Annotated in this window: 16 protein-coding genes; 6 read left to right on the forward strand and 10 right to left on the reverse strand. The window is 62.4% G+C overall.

Translation table 11 applies throughout. The annotated features are described in order from the left end of the window. Positions 1-5: 5 nt before the first annotated feature. Genes AC1RTB_RS25015 through AC1RTB_RS25035 form a run of 5 tightly spaced genes read right to left on the reverse strand, consistent with a single transcriptional unit; the run spans position 6 to position 5478 of the window. A complete protein-coding gene (locus tag AC1RTB_RS25015) occupies positions 6-1580 on the reverse strand; it encodes an ABC transporter substrate-binding protein (RefSeq protein ID WP_492879115.1) in 1575 nt (524 codons plus the stop codon). Positions 1581-1600: 20 nt separating this feature from the next. Then, positions 1601-2638, reverse strand: a complete 1038-nt coding sequence (locus tag AC1RTB_RS25020; RefSeq protein WP_492879113.1) for an ABC transporter ATP-binding protein — start codon at positions 2636-2638, stop codon at positions 1601-1603. After that, positions 2635-3600 (reverse strand): ABC transporter ATP-binding protein, encoded by a 966-nt coding sequence (locus tag AC1RTB_RS25025; RefSeq protein ID WP_492879111.1) that lies wholly within the window; start codon positions 3598-3600, stop codon positions 2635-2637. The genes AC1RTB_RS25020 and AC1RTB_RS25025 overlap by 4 nt, the downstream gene beginning before the upstream one ends. A 1-nt stretch (position 3601) precedes the next feature. After that, on the reverse strand, positions 3602-4507 hold the full coding sequence (locus AC1RTB_RS25030) for an ABC transporter permease (protein WP_492879109.1): 906 nt from the start codon (positions 4505-4507) through the stop codon (positions 3602-3604). Beyond that, entirely contained in the window at positions 4504-5478 is a 975-nt protein-coding gene (locus AC1RTB_RS25035) for an ABC transporter permease (protein ID WP_492879107.1), read from the reverse strand. Before AC1RTB_RS25035 ends, AC1RTB_RS25030 begins: the two co-directional genes overlap by 4 nt. Positions 5479-5686: 208 nt before the next feature. Here AC1RTB_RS25035 and AC1RTB_RS25040 point away from each other — a divergent pair, with 208 nt between their 5' ends. After that, on the forward strand, positions 5687-6598 hold the full coding sequence (locus AC1RTB_RS25040; RefSeq protein ID WP_492879105.1) for a LysR family transcriptional regulator: 912 nt from the start codon (positions 5687-5689) through the stop codon (positions 6596-6598). A gap of 7 nt (positions 6599-6605) precedes the next feature. Here the strand turns inward: AC1RTB_RS25040 and AC1RTB_RS25045 are convergent, their stop codons facing one another. Together AC1RTB_RS25045 and AC1RTB_RS25050 are read right to left on the reverse strand one after the other, a co-directional pair. Further along, on the reverse strand, positions 6606-7238 hold the full coding sequence (locus AC1RTB_RS25045; protein WP_492879103.1) for a DedA family protein: 633 nt from the start codon (positions 7236-7238) through the stop codon (positions 6606-6608). Further along, positions 7225-7950: a class I SAM-dependent methyltransferase gene (locus AC1RTB_RS25050; protein ID WP_492879101.1), complete on the reverse strand. Its 726-nt coding sequence runs from the start codon at positions 7948-7950 to the stop codon at positions 7225-7227. The genes AC1RTB_RS25045 and AC1RTB_RS25050 overlap by 14 nt, the downstream gene beginning before the upstream one ends. A gap of 137 nt (positions 7951-8087) precedes the next feature. Between AC1RTB_RS25050 and AC1RTB_RS25055 the strand changes: the two genes are divergently transcribed. From AC1RTB_RS25055 to AC1RTB_RS25065, 3 genes are read left to right on the forward strand one after another with little or no spacing between them, the layout of a single operon-like run. After that, positions 8088-8762, forward strand: coding sequence for a response regulator transcription factor (locus AC1RTB_RS25055; protein WP_492879099.1), 675 nt, complete (start codon positions 8088-8090; stop codon positions 8760-8762). Then, on the forward strand, positions 8762-10117 hold the full coding sequence (locus AC1RTB_RS25060) for a sensor histidine kinase (RefSeq protein ID WP_492879097.1): 1356 nt from the start codon (positions 8762-8764) through the stop codon (positions 10115-10117). The genes AC1RTB_RS25055 and AC1RTB_RS25060 overlap by 1 nt, the downstream gene beginning before the upstream one ends. Positions 10118-10120: 3 nt before the next feature. Beyond that, positions 10121-10366, forward strand: coding sequence for a hypothetical protein (locus AC1RTB_RS25065; protein ID WP_492879095.1), 246 nt, complete (start codon positions 10121-10123; stop codon positions 10364-10366). Between the two features lie 189 nt (positions 10367-10555). On the opposite strand, the gene AC1RTB_RS25070 is transcribed toward AC1RTB_RS25065, so the two are convergent. The 3 genes from AC1RTB_RS25070 to AC1RTB_RS25080 form a co-directional block, all read right to left on the reverse strand. Continuing rightward, positions 10556-10948, reverse strand: coding sequence for a hypothetical protein (locus AC1RTB_RS25070; protein ID WP_492879093.1), 393 nt, complete (start codon positions 10946-10948; stop codon positions 10556-10558). Between the two features lie 70 nt (positions 10949-11018). Further along, positions 11019-12641, reverse strand: a complete 1623-nt coding sequence (gene groL / locus AC1RTB_RS25075; protein ID WP_492879091.1) for a chaperonin GroEL — start codon at positions 12639-12641, stop codon at positions 11019-11021. A gap of 40 nt (positions 12642-12681) precedes the next feature. Next, the gene (locus AC1RTB_RS25080) at positions 12682-12996 is read right to left on the reverse strand and encodes a co-chaperone GroES (protein WP_492879089.1); all 315 of its coding nucleotides are present in this window, start codon (positions 12994-12996) and stop codon (positions 12682-12684) included. A 412-nt stretch (positions 12997-13408) separates the two neighbouring features. Here AC1RTB_RS25080 and mprF point away from each other — a divergent pair, with 412 nt between their 5' ends. Continuing rightward, positions 13409-16018, forward strand: coding sequence for a bifunctional lysylphosphatidylglycerol flippase/synthetase MprF (mprF, locus tag AC1RTB_RS25085; RefSeq protein ID WP_492879087.1), 2610 nt, complete (start codon positions 13409-13411; stop codon positions 16016-16018). A gap of 33 nt (positions 16019-16051) precedes the next feature. Further along, the gene (locus AC1RTB_RS25090) at positions 16052-17428 is read left to right on the forward strand and encodes an AcvB/VirJ family lysyl-phosphatidylglycerol hydrolase (RefSeq protein WP_492879086.1); all 1377 of its coding nucleotides are present in this window, start codon (positions 16052-16054) and stop codon (positions 17426-17428) included. Positions 17429-17440: the final 12 nt, after the last annotated feature.

Raw genomic sequence — 17440 nt, forward strand, 5'->3', positions numbered from 1 at the left:
CTGCCTTACTTCGCCGTATGGGCATAGGTGGCGAGCGTGTCTTCGCCCTTGGAGGGGGTGAAGGCGATGCCGTCGCGGCTCGCCCAGGTGACCACCGGCCAGTAGAGCGGCATGATGGCGACGTCCCCGAAGGCGATGTCGGCAGCTTCGGCGAGCAGGGCGTTGCGCTTGTCGACGTCGAATTCTGCCAAGGCTTCCTTCATCTTGGCGTCGTAGGCGGGGTTGGAATAACGCGCCCGGTTGAACGAGCCGGTGCCAGCTTCCTTGTCGAACGTCATCAGCACGTTGGTCATGCCAGGTGCCGAAGACGGGGTCGTGGTGCCGAAGGAGAAGACGAAGGCCGAGAATTCCTGCTTGCCGGCCGCCGCGACATAGACGCTGTAGGGCTGCGTGACGACGCCGTTGACCTTGAGACCCCCACGCGCGAACAGCTGGCCGAGCGCCTGGCCGACATCGGAATCGCCGGCGAAACGGTCGTTGGACGAGTGCACGGTGATGCCGAAGCCGTCGGGATAACCCGCCTCCGCCAGCAGAGCCTTGGCGCCGGCGAGATCGATTGCTTCCGGCTTGAGATTGGCCGAGTAGCCGCCGATGCCTTCAGGCACGAGCTGGCCGGCGGCCGCACCTGCACCCGACAGGATGCGGTCGATCAGAAGCTGGCGATCGACCATCTTCGACATCGCCTGGCGCACGCGCGCGTCCTTGAGCGGGTTCGGTGCCAGCTTGGCGCCTGCCTTGTCGGTGACGAAGGGGCTGTCGTCGCGCGCCGTATCGAGCGCGAGGTAGACGATGCGTGCCGAGGGCGTCGAATGCAGCGCAATGCCCTTGACGCTCTTCAGTGCCGCGACGTCGGCCGGCGGCACGGCGTCGATCAGGTCGACAGCGCCGGAACGAAGCGCTGCCACGCGCGCGGCGTTGTTGGAGATTGTGCGGAAGGTGACCTTTTCGAATTCCGGCTTGTCGCCCCAGAAGTCATCGTTGCGCTGAAGCACAAGGCGGTCGCCCGGCACCCATTCGACAAACTTGTAGGGCCCGGTGCCGATGGTCGCAGCGCCGCTGTTGAAGTCGGCGATGCCTTTGCCTTCGGAGGCCTTCTTGGAAACGATATAGACCATGCCGGCGAGTTCCATGAACTGCGGCGTCGGCTTCTTGGTGGTGAAGCGGATGGTGGTCGGATCGACGATTTCCATCTTGGCGATGGAGCCGACATTGGCGGTGAACGGTGCCGGGCTTTTTTCGATCGTCGACACGCGTTCGAGCGAATAGACCACGTCCTCGGCGGTCAGCGGCGAGCCGTCGTGGAACTTGACGCCCTGGCGCAGCTTCACTTCCCAGGTCAGCGGATCGGTATTCTTCCAGGATTCGGCCAGGTTCGGCTTGATCTGCAGGTTTTCGTCCTGCTCGACCAGGCGCCCGAAAATGTGCTGGGCGGCGTTCTGGTTGTTGCCGGTGCGCGAGAATTGCGGGTCGATCGCCGAAGGCTCGGCGGAAATGCCGACGGTGAGATCGGCAGCGAACGCCGCCGTGGAAAGGCTGCTGGCCAAAAGCAAAGCTGCGAAGGTCGAACGGATGATCTGCATGGTTGTGTTCCCTTTTCTGTTCATGCAATTGCGGTTGTGGGTGAGGCGGACGAAGCCGCCTTTCCCGACATGTCGTTGAGATGGCAGGCGCTGACGTGGCCCGCGGCGATCTCGCGCAAGACCGGCCGCTCGACGCGGCAACGGTCGAAGGCGTGCGGGCAGCGCGGGTGGAAATGGCAGCCAGAAGGCGGATGAAGCGGCGAGGGGATCTCGCCTTTCACCGGGTTGAACTGGCGCTTGCGCTGCTTGATCGTCGGCACCTCCGACAGCAGCGCGATCGTGTAGGGATGGTTGGGCGCGGCGAAAAAGGCGTCGGCGGGCGCGCTTTCGACGATGCGGCCGAGATACATGATCGCGACACGGTCGGAGATGTGTTTGACCACGCCAAGGTCGTGGCTGATGAACAGGTAGGTGAGGCCGAGCTCCTGCTTGAGCTCCATGAACAGATTGAGGATCTGCGCCTGGATCGAGACATCGAGCGCCGACACCGATTCATCGCAGATGATGAAGCGTGGCTTCACCGCAAGCGCACGCGCGATGCCGATGCGCTGGCGCTGCCCGCCCGAGAACTGGTGCGGGTAGCGGTTGAGGTAGGATGGGTCGAGGCCGACACGCTGCATCAGTGCGGTCACCATCCCGGCAGCGTCGTTACGCGCCACCATACCGTGGGCGACGGGCGCTTCGCCGATGATGTCGAGGATCGTCTTGCGCGGGTTGAGCGAAGACATCGGGTCCTGGAAGATCATCTGCGAGGCGAGCCGCGCAGCCTTTGCTTCCGAGCGCGGCAGCGCCGACATGTCCTTGCCCTGCCAGTTCATGACGCCGTCGGACTGCGGCAGTATGCCCGCCATGATGCGGCCGAGCGTGGACTTGCCGCAGCCGGATTCGCCAACCAGCCCGACGACCTCGCCGGGATTGATCGTCAGCGAAACGCCATCGACGGCATGAACCACGCGCTCCTCGATGTTGGCGCCGAGGAAGCGGGCGAGCCGCTCAGCGTAATCGAGCCCGCGCGTGAAGCGTTTGGAGATGGTGGTGGCTTCGACAAGAGGCGTCATGCTGCCCTCGCGATCTGCGGGTGGAAGCAGCGCCAGCGGTGGCCGTCGGCTGCGGTTTCTTCTGGTTCGCTCTCGCAGGCTGAAGTGGCGGCGAAGCAGCGCAGGCGGAACGGGCAGCCTGCGGGCCGCCCGAGCGGTGGCGGCGCCATGCCCGGAATGGGCGTCAGCGGTTCGCCGCGCTCGAGATTGGCCGGAACCGAACGCATCAGCCCGATCGTGTAGGGATGGACCGGATTGTCGAGCACTGTGTCGGTTTCGCCGGTCTCGACAATCTTGCCGGCGTACATCACAGCGATCCTGTGGGCGAGGCCGGCGACGACGCCGAGATCGTGGCTGATCCAGATCAGCGACATGCCGAAGTCGCGGCTCAGCCCCTGGATCACCGCCAGGATCTGCGACTGGATGGTGACATCGAGCGCTGTGGTCGGCTCGTCGGCGATGATGAGTTCAGGCCGGTGCAGCAGTGCGATGGCGATGGCCACGCGCTGGCGCATGCCACCGGAGAACTGGTGCGGATAGGCGGCGAGCCGCTCGTCGGGCGAGGGGATGCCGACAAGGCCGAGCGCTTCGACGGCGCGGGCGCGCGCCTCGGCCTTGGACACACGGTCATGGGCGCGCACCGTCTCGACCATCTGGGTCTCGATCGACAGCACCGGGTTGAGCGTCATCATCGGGTCCTGGAAGATCATGGCGATCTTCTTTCCCCTCAGCGTCCGCATCTCGCTTTGTGAGCGGCCGACAATATCTTCGCCGTGGAACAGGATCTTGCCGCTGGCGATACGTCCAGGCGGATCGACAAGGCCCAAAATCGAGAAGCCGGTGATCGATTTTCCGGAGCCGGACTCGCCGACCAGGCCGAGGATTTCGCCACGGCCAACTTCGAACGACACACCGTCGACCGCCTTGGCCACGCCTGCCCGGGTGAAGAAATAGGTGCAGAGATTTTCGACCTTCAGCGTCATCTCAGCGCTCCGAAAGACGGGGGTTGAGCACTTCACGCAAGCGGTCGCCGACGATGTTGATGCTGAAGACCAGAGCGAGCAGCAACAGGCCCGGATAGACACTGATCCAGTACTGGCCAGACAGCAGCGTCTGGTAGCCATTGGCGATCAACAGGCCTAGCGACGGTTCGGTGATCGGCAGGCCGATGCCGAGGAAGGACAATGTCGCTTCGGCCGATATGGCGTTGGCGACCTGCAGCGTTCCGATGACGATGATCGGCGGCAGGCAATTGGGCAGCATGTGGCCGAACAGGATGCGCGGCTTGGAAAGGCCAAGCGATGCGGCAGCTTCGACATATTCCTTGCCGCGCTCGATCAGGGCTGCTGCGCGCACGGCGCGGGCGAACTGCGCCCACTGCACGATGACCAGCGCCAGCACCACCTTCCACACGCCCTGGCCGAGCAACGCCAGCAGCATCAGCGCCACCAGGATGGTCGGGAAGCCGAGCATCAGGTCGACGAGGCGCATGATCAGCGTGTCGATGCGGCCGCCATAATAGGCCGCGGTGAGGCCAAGTGCCGTGCCGACAGCAAGTGCGATGACACCGGAGAACAGGCCGACGCCCATCGACGTGCGCAGGCCGTAGACCATCGCCGAGAACATGTCGCGACCCTGGCCGTCGGTGCCGAGCCAATAGGTCGTGCCTGACATGCTTTCCGACATCGGCGGCAGGCGCGCATCGAAGAAGTCGATCGCCGCGAGATCATATGGGTTCTGCGGCACCAGCGACGGCCCGAAGATGGCGGTGGCGATCAGGATCAGGCAGACCGCCAGCGCGATCGTTGCCTTGGGACTGCCGAGAATGCCGCGCAGCGAGCGCGCCCAAAACGACTGGCTTTCCTGAAAACGGTGGCTGAGCGCGGTCATTGCGTATCACTCAGCCGGATGCGCGGATCGAGTATCGAATAGACGATGTCGACGGCGAGGTTGATGAAGATGAACATGGTGACGACGACCAGCAGGTAGGCAACGACCACGGGCCGGTCGAGCACGGTGATGGAATCGATCAGAAGCTTGCCGATGCCGGGCCAGGCGAAGATCGTCTCGGTCACCACCGCAAAGGCGATCAGCGAGCCGAACTCCATGCCGACCACTGTGACGATCGGGATCATGATGTTCTTCATCACGTGGACCGAGATGATGCGGCGTTCGGACAGGCCCTTGGCGCGGGCGAACTTGATGAAGTCGAGCGGCATCGTTTCACGCACGCCGGTGCGGGTCAGCCGGATGACAAGCGACAGCTGGAACAGCGCCAGGTTGGTCGCCGGCAAGATGAGGTGGGCAAACCCGTCCCATGTCGCCAGGGATGTGGTGATGCCGAAAATCTCGCCGGTCTCGCCACGCCCTGACGAAGGCAGCCAGCCGAGCCAGACCGAAAAGATCATGATCAGCATCATGCCTTGCCAGAAATTCGGCAGGCTGAACCCAAGGATCGATCCGGTCATGATGGTTTCATCGGCGACCGAACGCGGCTTGAGCCCGGCGATCAGGCCAAGCGGTATGCCAAGCACGAGTGCTATGGTCAGTGCGACGAAAGAAAGTTCCAGCGTCGCCGGCAGCCGCTGGAAGATCAGGCTGATGGCGGGCTGGTTGAAGACGAAGGAGCGGCCGAAATCGCCGTGCAGCGCGTTGACCAGGAACGTGCTGTATTGCGCGATCAACGACCGGTCGAGCCCGAGCGCGCGGATAGCAGCTTCACGCTCGGCGAAGCTGGCGTCGGCGGGGATCAGGATGTCGACCGGATTGCCGATGGCATAGACGCCGACGAAAACCAGCACCGACGTCAGGAATACGACAAACAGGCTTTGGCTGAAGCGGCGGATGATGAAAGTCGTCATCGCGCTTGGGCTCCTTGCGTGGCTTGCCTGAAAGGGCTGCGCCCGGTCATCACGTGAATACTCTCCTCCCGCGCCGATTGCCGACGGCCTGTTGTCGTGCGACGTAGCAGCGAGGGTGGGAGGCGCGCAATCTTATGAGTTTTGTGCATTACTCGATGCGAAAAGGGCGCCGACTATGCTCCGTTGCCTTGGCGAATAGGGACGCTCGATGAATCTCAAGCAATTGGAAGTGTTTCGCGCGGTGATGCAGACCGGCTCGACGATCGGTGCATCGGGCGTGCTCGCTTTGTCGCAGTCGGCGATCAGCCGCCAATTGACCAGCCTGGAAGAAGACATCGGCTTCGAGCTTTTCCGCCGTGAAAAGGGCCGGCTGGTTCCAAAGCCGGAGGCGACCGCACTGCTGCAGGAGGTCGGCGAGCTTTCGGACGTGCTGGCACGACTGAAGCGACGGACAGACGAACTGAGCGCCGGGCGTTCGGGCCGGACGCTGATCAAGATGGGTTTCCCGCATTCGCTGACCACCACGCTCCTGCCGAAGCTTGTCGCCGACTTTCTCGCCACCCAGGACCAGGTCAGCATCGAGCTGGTGGCTGGTCCCTACGATACGATCGAACGCGCGGTCATGGGCCGCAGCGTCGATTTCGGCTTTGTCCGGCTGCCGACCGAGGATCGCGGTCTGGTGACGATGCCACTGGTTTCGAGCGGACAATTATGCGCCTTGCCGGTCGGTCATCCGCTGGCCGGGCGCGAAACCATCAGTGCCGACGATCTGTCCGGCTCCGATCTGGTGCTGCTCGGCCGTTTGAGATCGAGCCGCGAGGATATCGAGGAACGGCTGCGGCGCGCCCAGGGCGCTGTCCGCTGCCGGGTCGAAGCCCATTCGGTCGAGGCCAGCGTCGCGCTCGTCGCCGAGGGCATCGGCGTTTCGATCATCCCAGCACTGATCGGCAGCCTGCTGACATCCGATCGCGTCGTCATGCGCCCGTTCTCACCGCCGTTATGGAGTGATTACGGCATCGCCACGCTGCGCGACGCGCCGTTGTCCAGGCCGATGCTGATGTTCATCGCCATGCTGAAGGAACGGCTTGTCGGCGACGGCGTCCTGACCAAGGCGATCTGAGGCTGTATCAGAGGCTTCCACCTTCATATCGCGTTTTCCGGAATCGAACGGCCAACAGCACCGCGCCTTCGACCGTGATAATGGCGATGGCCGTCCAAAAGCCTGTCTGGGCCAGATCGCTGCCGCTGCCCCGCAAGGCGTATCCAAGACATAGGAAGGGCGCATTCCACATCAGGCAGCCAAGCGATGTCGCCGCCAGGAAGGTTCTGGCGTCGAGCTTGAGGGCACCAGCTGGCAAGGCCAGATAAATCCGCACCGCCGGAATGATCTGGCCGGAAAGCGTCACCCAGAAATGATTGCGGCGATAGGCACTTGTCAGCCGGTCATACAGGGGAAGCCGTAAAAGCACGTATCCTCCAAAATGTGCGACTGCCGAGCGCGCCCTTTTCGGCCCAAGCAACCGGCCGATTGCATACCAGCCGAGCCCGCCGATCACCGATCCCAGCGTCGTGGCTGCAACGGTGAGCGCAAGTGCCGGAGTGTCCGGCACAGTCAGGCCCAAGAGCATCAGCAGTATGTAGGATGGAAAGAGCGGGACGAATTTCTCGACGATGGCAAGACCGCCAATGCCGACAAGCCCGAAGCTCAGCAGCAAGGTGACAGCGCCTGGCATCTCCATCGTAAATTCAGGAGCAGCCATTGGATCTCGCAATCCGGTAGACAGATGCTGGCGGAATATTCCACAGCGTCCGGCCAATACGCGCGGCATCGAGGCCCAGGTGGTCCAGGACAGATTCCGGAACCGGGCAGCGCGGGCCGTAGGTGATCTGATAGAAAGCGCCGTCGGGCCGCATATATTTGAAAGCCCCGCTCAGGATCGACATGACCTGGTGCGGCTGCATGGCGCGAAAGCCCAGGCCGCTTACGACTGCGCCAACCGAGGCTCTTTCAAACAGCCCTACATCGCCCATCTGCATTGCATCCATCCTGAGGACGCGGGCTCGCGGAAAACGCTCCTTCAAGAGCCGCACAAAATCCGCGCTGAACTCGACAAGCGTCAGGTCTTTCTCGCGTACGCCGCGCTTGAGAAGGGAATAGGTGAAGGACCCGGTGCCTGGCCCCAATTCGATGACCGGGCCGGTTGCTGCGTCGATGTCCTGCGTCATCAGCGCCGCAACCTTGGCACCTGACGGGGTCACGGCTGCGATGCTGCGCGGATTGCGAAGCCATGCGAGAAAAAATGAGGGGATATCAGCAATCGACATGCCGCCCACCCGATGTTGAAGCACAAACTGCAGGCGTGAATCGTCGTTCGGCCGCGAGGCCGGTGCAATTGAAGGGCATTGGTTTCGTCCTATCCGGTTGAGGAGCTGAGAACTCACACGCCCGGATTGAGAAAACCTGTCACGCAAATGTTGATCGAAAAATGCGGGAGGATGTTGCCGGGATGATCCGAAAACCTGTCGCGACAGCTTGCTTGCAAGGTTTTCTCAATGCAGCCGCGCTAGCGCCCGGCTAAACCATGCGAGCGAGCAACGGAGCTGACTGAATGCGCGTGCTGTTGGTGGAAGACGAGCCGGCCATGGTCGGCGTTCTGCGCAGCGGGCTGGTCCGCCACGACATGGTTGTCGACGACGTCGCAAGCCTGTCAGAGGCGGAGGCTGCCCTTGATCGCGACATTTACGACGTGGTCGTACTCGACCGTCGATTGCCCGATGGCGACGGCCTTTCGCTGGTCAAGTCGCTGCGTGCTGCCGGCAACAAGGTGCCGGTGCTGGTGCTGACGGCAAAGGGTGACCTGATCGACCGGGTTGCCGGCCTCGACAGTGGCGCCGACGATTATCTCGGCAAGCCGTTTGCCTTTGAGGAGTTGCTGGCGCGGCTCAGGGCGATCATGCGCCGTCCGGTCAATCTGCAACCCGACATCGTTTCCATCGGCCGTCTGTCTTTCGATTTCACCCATCGTGAAGCCCATGTGGAAGGCGCGCATCTGCGAATGCCGCGCCGGGAGCTGCTCGTGCTTGAGGCATTGATGCGGCGGATGGGGCGCATGGTGCTGCGCGAGACGCTGATGGAAGCCGTCTTTGGCATGAATGACGATATCGAGTCGAACGCACTCGATACGCATATCTCCAGGGCACGCCGCAAGCTCGCCGACACCGATGCAGGTGTCACGATCAGTGGCATTCGCGGTGTCGGCTATCTCTTGCGCGAGACATCGTGATGCGTTCCCTGAAATGGCTGCTCGTCAGCAGGATGGTGACGCTTCAGGCCGGCATGATCGCCGCGTTCCTGCTTTTGATCGTCGGGGCGTTCTGGAGCACCGGCTATCTCGTCGATGACTATGAGGGGGGTAGTCTCGATGTCCTGGCGGACGCGGTGGTGCGGGAACCGGCTGGCGGCTTGGCCCTCCAGCCGACGGCTGAGCTTGCTCGCCTGCATCAGGAGGTTCCCGACCTGTGGTTCGTCATTCGCGACAAGCAAGGGCATCGTTTGTCGGAGGGCAGTATCCCTCAGGAATTTGCGCCCGTCGTCGGAATGCTCGACCGGCTGAACGACGCACGGCTGGGGCAGCAGCTTGGAATGCGTGGAAAGCCCGATGCTGTCATCAAGTGGATTGCTACCGCTGCTGGCGATGTTCAAATTTTGACAGGCACGCAAGGGCGGATGTCCTTTCGTCGACTTGCAATGGGCGTGTCTGGTGGGTTCTTGTCGGTGATCTTGCCGGCCATCATGCTGATGGGGCTCGCGACCTTGATTGCCACCCCGCTTGTCGTGCGTCGGGCACTAACAGGTTTGGACCGAGCCGTGGCGCAAGCGACCCGCATCGAATTTGACAAGCGCGGCGTGCAACTGCCGGTGAACGATGTGCCAGCCGAAATCGGCCCGCTTGTCAGCGCGGTCAATGATGCCCTCCAACGCCTCGATGCAGGATATGCGCGCCATCAGCATTTTCTCGCCCAGGCAGCACATGAGCTGCGCACGCCGATCGCCATATTGAATGCGCGCGTGGCAGCGCTTCCGCCTGGAGCCGACAAGAGAAGCTTGCTGGAAGATGCCGCTCGGCTCACGACTCTGGCCGGGCAACTTCTCGATCTTCAGCGCCTTGATCAAAAGCCGAACCATTTCTTGCCCGTAAATCTGGTTGGCATGGCCAAGCAGGTTGTTTTTGACCTGGGTCCGCTGGCACTCGATGCCGGTTACGAGATGTCGTTTGAGCCTGAACGGGACGAAATCCTGATCATGGGCGACCAGACGTCGCTCGAAAGGGCGCTCACCAATCTCGTGCAGAACGCCATCGACCATGGCGGGCGGCTCGGTACAATCACGGTTCGGGTCGGTTCCGCCGGCTTCATCGATGTTTGTGACGAAGGCAACGGCATTCCGGCCGAGGAACGCGCGCAGATTTTTGAACCTTTCAACCGCTTGCGACCGGATGGTCGCGGTGCCGGATTAGGGCTCAATCTGGTGCAGGAAATCATGCATCTCCACGATGGCCATGTCGCGGCCATCGATATTCCCTCGAAAGGCGCCTGCCTTAGAATGTCCTTTCCGTCCGCAGGCATTACCGCGACGTAGCCTATGATCATCGCGTTCGGCCGCTGCTCGACTGGATTTGCGAGCCCCACCGGCCAGGTGCCGCTGTCACGACTCGCGACACCCGACGCGAAGGCTTCAAGCTTGTTCCGGCCCGTCGTCTTCGAGCGCCTGCTGATCGTGGCGGTCGTCGTCGCTCTTGATTTTTCTGTGTTTCTCGGCTGCCGCCCTGCGGATGAAGTCGAAGCGGTTTTCATTGCTGTCTACCGGCAATGGGTCGTTCTTCTTTGAGAATTTGATCATTGTCGAAATCCTTCTCTGCTGAAGCCGAGACGCCCGCCGGAGTGTTTCCAGGCGGCGGCAGCATGTCGTTGGAGAGGAAAAGCAGACCGTCGGCGTGTTGGCGCGACGGTCATACGCGGCACTGGAAATCAAGACACGCGCGCCGGAGCTGACAGTTCCGGCGCGGGTTGGAACGACTTAGGTCGCGAGTGCGGTGGCGCAGCCGGTCGAGGCGCGCCGGTCAGGAGCGGTTTCTCCTGGCATGGTTGCCCAGCCGCCGGCCTCGACGAACTTCTGTCTGTCGTAGCCGACGGACTTGGCCTTCAATTCGGTCAGCTTTGCCGCTGCATCGGGTGCCGCATTGAACCGCTCGACGCATATTGTCGAGGCGAGTTGACCGCGCGCCACATCGCCGGCCGTCGTCGCAAGCGTCCGCGAGGTGCCGCCGGTGACCCAGCCGCCCCAGCTGAAGCCGATGATCATGGTGGCGATGGCCGTGCCGACGCATGTCCACACGAGCGTGGATTTGGACGGCTGATAGTTCTCCCATCGTGCGGCGACGGACTGCTTCTGGTTGGTGTGCATGGCCATGGAAACGCTCCTTGTTGATGGTGGGGAGTGACCATCCAGCCGCATGGCGGCCAGATGGTTCAGGCGTAGCTCAGTAACCCATGCCGGCGGGGTTGCCGTTGGATGCTTCCTTCGCCGGAATGTCGGCGATCATGGCTTCGGCGGTGATCAAAAGGGCCGCAATCGAGCCGGCGTCCTGCAGGGCCGTACGCACGACCTTGGCCGGATCGACGATGCCGGCCTTGATCATGTCGACATAGGTTTCGGTCTGCGCATTGAAGCCCAGATCGGCATCATCGCTGTCCACCAGTTTGCCGACGACGACGGAGCCTTCGACACCGGCGTTCTCGGCGATCTGCCGGATCGGCGCCTCGAGCGCCTTGAGCACGATCGAAATGCCGGCGGTCACGTCGGCATTGGCGCCGACAAGCGTTTTCAGTACGGTCTTGGCGCGCAGCAGCGCCACGCCGCCGCCGGCAACGATGCCTTCTTCAACGGCAGCCCGGGTGGCGTTCAGCGCATCGTCGATGCGGTCCTTCTTTTCCTTGACCTCGGTCTCGGTCGCGCCGCCGACGCGGATGACCGCAACGCCGCCGGCGAGCTTCGCCAGGCGTTCCTGCAGTTTTTCCTTGTCGTAGTCCGAGGTGGTTTCTTCGATCTGCATCTTCAGCTGCGCGACACGCGCCGCGATGGCGGCCTTGTCGCCGGAGCCGTCGATGATCGTGGTCGTGTCCTTGTCGATGAGCACGCGCTTTGCCCGGCCAAGCATGTCGATGGTGACATTTTCGAGCTTGATGCCGAGATCCTCCGAGATCATCTGGCCGGCGGTCAGGACCGCGATGTCTTCCAGCATCGCCTTGCGGCGGTCACCGAAGCCCGGCGCCTTGACGGCGGCAACCTTCAGGCCGCCACGCAGCTTGTTGACGACAAGCGTTGCCAGTGCCTCGCCTTCGACGTCTTCGGAGATGATGAGCAGCGGCTTGCCGCTTTGCACCACGGCTTCGAGGATCGGCAGCATCGCCTGGAGATTGCCGAGCCTCTTCTCGTGGATGAGGATGTAGGGGTCTTCCAGCTCGGCGCGCATCTTTTCGGTGTTGGTGACAAAGTAGGGGCTGAGATAGCCGCGGTCGAACTGCATACCTTCAACAACGTCGAGTTCGGTCTCGGCGGTCTTGGCCTCCTCGACGGTGATGACGCCTTCATTGCCGACCTTTTCCATCGCCTTGGCGATCATGTCGCCGACGGTGGCGTCGCCATTGGCGGCGATCGTGCCGACCTGGGCGATCTCGTCCGACGACTCGACCTTCTTGGAGCGCGCCTGGATGTCCTTGACCACGGCCGCGACCGCAATGTCGATGCCGCGCTTGAGATCCATCGGGTTCATGCCGGCGGCGACCAGCTTGGCGCCCTCACGCAGGATGGAAGCGGCGAGCACGGTAGCGGTGGTGGTGCCGTCGCCGGCAAGATCGTTGGTCTTGGAGGCCACTTCGCGCACCATCTGCGCGCCCATGTTCTCGAACTTGTCTGAAAGCTCGATCTCCTTGGCGACGGTGACGCCGTCCTTGGTGATGCGCGGCGCGCCATAGGCGCGATCGATGATCACATTGCGGCCTTTCGGGCCGAGCGTCACCTTGACGGCGTTGTTGAGGAGTTCGACGCCACGCAGCATGCGGTCGCGGGCATCGGTGGAGAATTTGATTTCCTTGGCAGACATGATTTTTCGTCCAGTTCGTTCTTGAGGCTGCAGGGCCGGATCAGGCTGCTTTTTTGGCCGCTTCGCTGTTGTCTACGATGCCCATGATGTCGGTCTCCTTCATGATCAGGAGATCCGCGCCGTCGATCTTGACCTCGGTGCCCGACCATTTGCCGAACAGCACGGTGTCGCCGGCCTTGACGTCGAGCGGGATCAGCTTGCCGCTTTCGTCGCGAGAGCCCGGGCCCACGGCAACCACTTCGCCTTGCTGCGGCTTTTCCTTGGCATTGTCGGGAATGATGATGCCGCCTTTGGATTTGAGATCGCCTTCGGCGCGTCGGATAACGACGCGGTCGTGAAGTGGCCGGAATTTCATCGAGATTCTTTCTGCAGTCGGCGCGTAGGGGACCGCATTCCTTGTGTACACCTATTGGCACTCGAATAACAGGAGTGCTAAAAATAATTCGACGTTGCAGAGAAGTATTCAAAAAAGAGGCGCGCGATATTTTTTCGAGAAATCATGCGAAGATAAACAGGCCCGGAATTTTGATTTTGCCACTGTAAAGATGAATTCGAAATATTTTTAGAAAATTCTTCCACGACACGAATAAAATTGCAAACATCGTGGGGGTTGCGACGCATTCGCCAGTACCTCGCCATCGGAACATGACAAAAAGTTAAGCTTGGCGATAGATTCCAGCAGGAAATCCGCCGCATAATTGCCCTTATCGCGTCGCTTCTTCGCGCCTCGCCGACGCCTTTTGCGCAGCGAACTGAATGGCGACCGCATGGACAAGCCTACCAACGAATATCTCGACATCCAGCCAGAACGCGGCAAGCTGTTCTCCTGGCAACGCCGATCGGCCGTCGCCCTGCCGCTTGCCGGCGTCGCCGTGGCGATCTTCGCATTTTGGGTGCTGAGCCAGCACATCAATGCGATATCGTTTGCGGCAATTCAGGATGATCTGCGCAACTTCCCCATAGGGCCGCTGCTGCTGGCGATCCTGTTCACGGTCATCAGCTTCGCTGCCGTCGCGTTTTATGACGTCGTCGCCGTCGAAACGATTGCCCCTGGCCGCATCCCGCGTCGCGTGTCCGTGCTGGCGGGTGCCGCAGGCTACGCGATCTCCAACGCGCTCGGCTTTTCGCTGCTGACGGGCGGTGCGCTGCGCTACCGCGTCTATGCCGCCCAGGGCATCGAACTTGCGGATATCGGCCGCATCGTCGGCACGTCGTGGTTTGCGATCTGGTTTGCCTTCGCCATCATGGCCGCGCTGGCGATGGTCGCCGAACCGGGCCAGATCCCATGGCTCGCAACACTCGGGCCCGAACTGGATCTCGCCATCGGCCTCGCCGTCCTGCTTGGCATCGCAGCACTCGTCGTGTGGCTGTCGCGTGGCGAGCGAACCCTGGGGTTCGGCCGGATTTCGCTCAGGCTGCCGTCCTCGCAAGGCGCGCTGGTACAGATCGCAGCCGGGCTTATCGATCTGGCTGCCGCCGCCGCCTGCCTCTATGTGCTGCTTCCGGCGGGCAGTGTGGGCAGTTTCTCGGCCTTTATCCTCGTCTACGTCGTTGCCGTCATCCTCGGCATCGTCAGCCATGCGCCCGGCGGCGTCGGCGCCTTTGAAGCGACAATCATCGCCGGCCTCGGTCTGGGCAACAATTCCGAAGCGCTTGCTGGATTGGTCGTCTACCGCATCGTCTACACGTTGCTGCCTTTTGCCGTTGCGGTGCTCGGCCTGGTCGTTTCCGAAATCCACCGCCACCGTCACCGCCTGGCCGGTCCTGTCGGTGCCGCCTCGCTGCTGCTCGAGCCGCTGATTCCGCCGCTTTCGGCTGGCATCGCCTTCTTCGGCGCGATGGTCATCCTGATTTCGGCGCTGACGCCAAGTCTCGCCGACCGCATCGACACACTGTCCGAATTCATCCCGCTGCCCTTCGTTGAAATGTCCCATCTCGGCGCGAGCTTCGTTGCGGTGGCGTTGCTGATCGTTGCCCGTGGTCTTGTCAAAAGGCTGCGGCGCGCCTGGCTTGCGGCGATGATGCTGTTCATCAGCGGCGCCCTCTTTTCCCTGGCCAAGGGTCTCGACTGGGAAGAAGCACTGGTGCTGTCGCTCATGACGTTGACACTGTTTGTCTTCCGCGACTCCTTCTACCGGCGCCCCCTCAGCAGTGACCTGCATCTCTCCTGGGGCTGGCTGGCCAGTGTCGGCACGACGATCTGCGCCTGCTTGTGGCTCGGCTTTTTTGCCTTCCGCCATGTCGAATACAGCAGCCAGCTGTGGTGGGAGTTCGCCTTCGACGGTGATGCCCCTCGCATGCTGCGCGCCAGCGTGGTCCTTGTCACACTGCTTCTCGTCGCGCTTGCCGACACGCTGATCAACCGCCGCGTGCTGACGCTCGCGCCACTGGGAAGAGTGCCCGAAAGCGTGCCGGCACTGGTCGCGGAAGCCCCCTCGACGGCGGCAGCACTTGCCCTGCTCGGCGACAAGCGTTTCCTTGTCGCCGCCGACGGCGAAGGCTTCGTCATGTACCAGCGCTCGGGCGGCAGCCTGATCTCGATGGGCGAGCCCATTGGCACCGAAGAAGCGGTGACCGCGCTGGCATGGGACTTCCACGAACTGGCCGACCGCTCGGGCTTGCGCACAGTGTTCTACGAAGTCGGCCCGCAGCGCCTGCCGATGTTCCTCGACATGGGCCTGGTCGCCTTGAAGCTTGGCGAGGTGGCGCGCGTCGATCTCGCCGAATTCACGCTTGAAGGCGCCAAGCGTCAGCCGCTGCGTTATGCCGAGCGCCGCGCGGAGAAGGACGGCCTGACCTTCGAGATCATTGCGAAGGCGGACGTGCCTGGCATCATGGATCAGTTGCGGGCGGTCTCTGACGAATGGCTGCGGCTGAAATCCGGCAGCGAAAAACGCTTCTCGCTCGGCTTTTTCGATGCCGAGTATCTAAGCCAATTCGACGTCGCCGTGCTGAAGCGCGGCGGTCGTATCGTTGCTTTCGCCAATTTGTGGCGGAGCGGCGAGCGCAACGAGGTCGCGGTCGATCTGATGCGCTACCGGCAGGACGACTGCAAGGTCATGATGGACGCGCTGTTCACCAAGATCATGATGGTGGTGAAGGCCGAGGGCTATCGCTGGTTCAATCTCGGGGTCGCGCCCTTGTCCGGGCTGACCGACCATCGTGTTGCCTCGCGCTGGAACCGTTTCGGTTCGCTGATGTACCACAAGGGCCAGAACCTCTATCGCTTCGACGGCCTGCGCGCCTTCAAGGACAAGTTCGATCCGGTGTGGACCGCCAACTATCTCATCTGCCCACCGGCACTTGATACCCCCAGGGCACTTCTCGACGTCACCACCTTGATCAGCGGCCGCCCTTTCGTCGGCAAGCGCAAATAGGCGGCGGATGTTCATCTCGAGCGGAGTTTTCGCGTGAAGAAGCGTTTGATCCTTACTGGCATTGCCGCCCTTGGCTGTGCCGCCGCCGCTGTGTGGTTCTGGCCGCAAATCCGGCGTGAGGCCGGCTATCTGCCGCCGACCATCAGCGTCAGCTACGGCCGGTTGAACAGTGTGCCCATGCAGCCGCCGGCGGGGAAGGTGCAAGGACTGGCGATCGTGGTTTCTGCGGCCGACGACCACGATGGCCGTGCTGCCAAGCTTGCCCGCGACCTGGAGCGCCGCGATATCGCGGTGCTGTCGGTCGATCTCGATGCCTGGCGGCCGCTTCTCGACACCGACCCGGGCGAGTGCATCTATCTCGGTTCCGATCTTGAAGGCCTGTCCAAGGAAGCCCAGCGCCTGCTCGACAGCCATCATTATCTCCATCCCGTGGTTCTCGGCGTCGGCGAAGGCGCAACACTTGCTTATGCCGCACTTGCTGACGCGCCGGCCGCGACCTTGGCGGGTGCCGTGTCGATCGACCCCGCCGAAGCGCTGAAGACCGCGGTGCCGGTATGCAAGGGCGCGGAGCCGGCGGCTGTGGCCGGCGGCGGCTTCAGCTACGCGCTCAACGCGCCTTTGCCCTCTCCTGGGGTGATGATCATGGCAGATGCGCCGACGATGGCAGCAGCAGCCGCGAGCGCTTCAGCCGGCAGCTTCCGCCTTGAGACAAAAACCGCAGCGACAGCGGAGGAGCGGCAGTCGCTTGCCGTCGATGCGGTTGCCGAAATCGCTGCCACTGACGCCGGCGACAAGTCTCTGCCGATGGTCGATATCCCGACGGTGGGGACCCCGACACGCCTCGCGCTCTTTTATTCCGGTGACGGTGGCTGGCGAGATATCGACAAAAGTGTCGGCGAACAGCTTGCGGCGCAAGGCATCCAGGTTGTCGGCGTGGATTCGCTGCGCTATTTCTGGTCGGTGCGTCAGCCTGATCGCGTTGCAAAAGACATGGCGTCGATCATCCGTGACGCCGATCCCTCCGGCAAGCTGCCGGTGGCGCTGCTCGGCTATTCCTTCGGCGCCGATGTCACGCCCTTTGCCTGGCCGCACCTGCCTGACGAGATTCGCAGCCGTATCGATTTCATCGGCCTTCTCGGCACCGAAAAGACGACGCCTTTCCAGGTGACGATGGAGAACTGGCTGGGTCTCGGCGGCGACCGCGATGTGGCGCAGGCCATTGCGGCATTGCCGCAGGATCGTGTGCTGTGCGTCTATGGCGCGGATGAAACGGAGTCCGCTTGCAACGACCCGAGCCTTGCCGCTGTGGAGAAGTTGAAGGTCGCGGGCGATCATCATTTCGACGGCGACTACCAAGGTCTCACGACCCAGATCGTCTCGGCAATGAACCGGCGAACCCAGGAAAACTAGCTCACTTCCATA

The sequence above is a fragment of the Aminobacter sp. GW821-FHT11F06 genome, assembly GCF_058808215.1.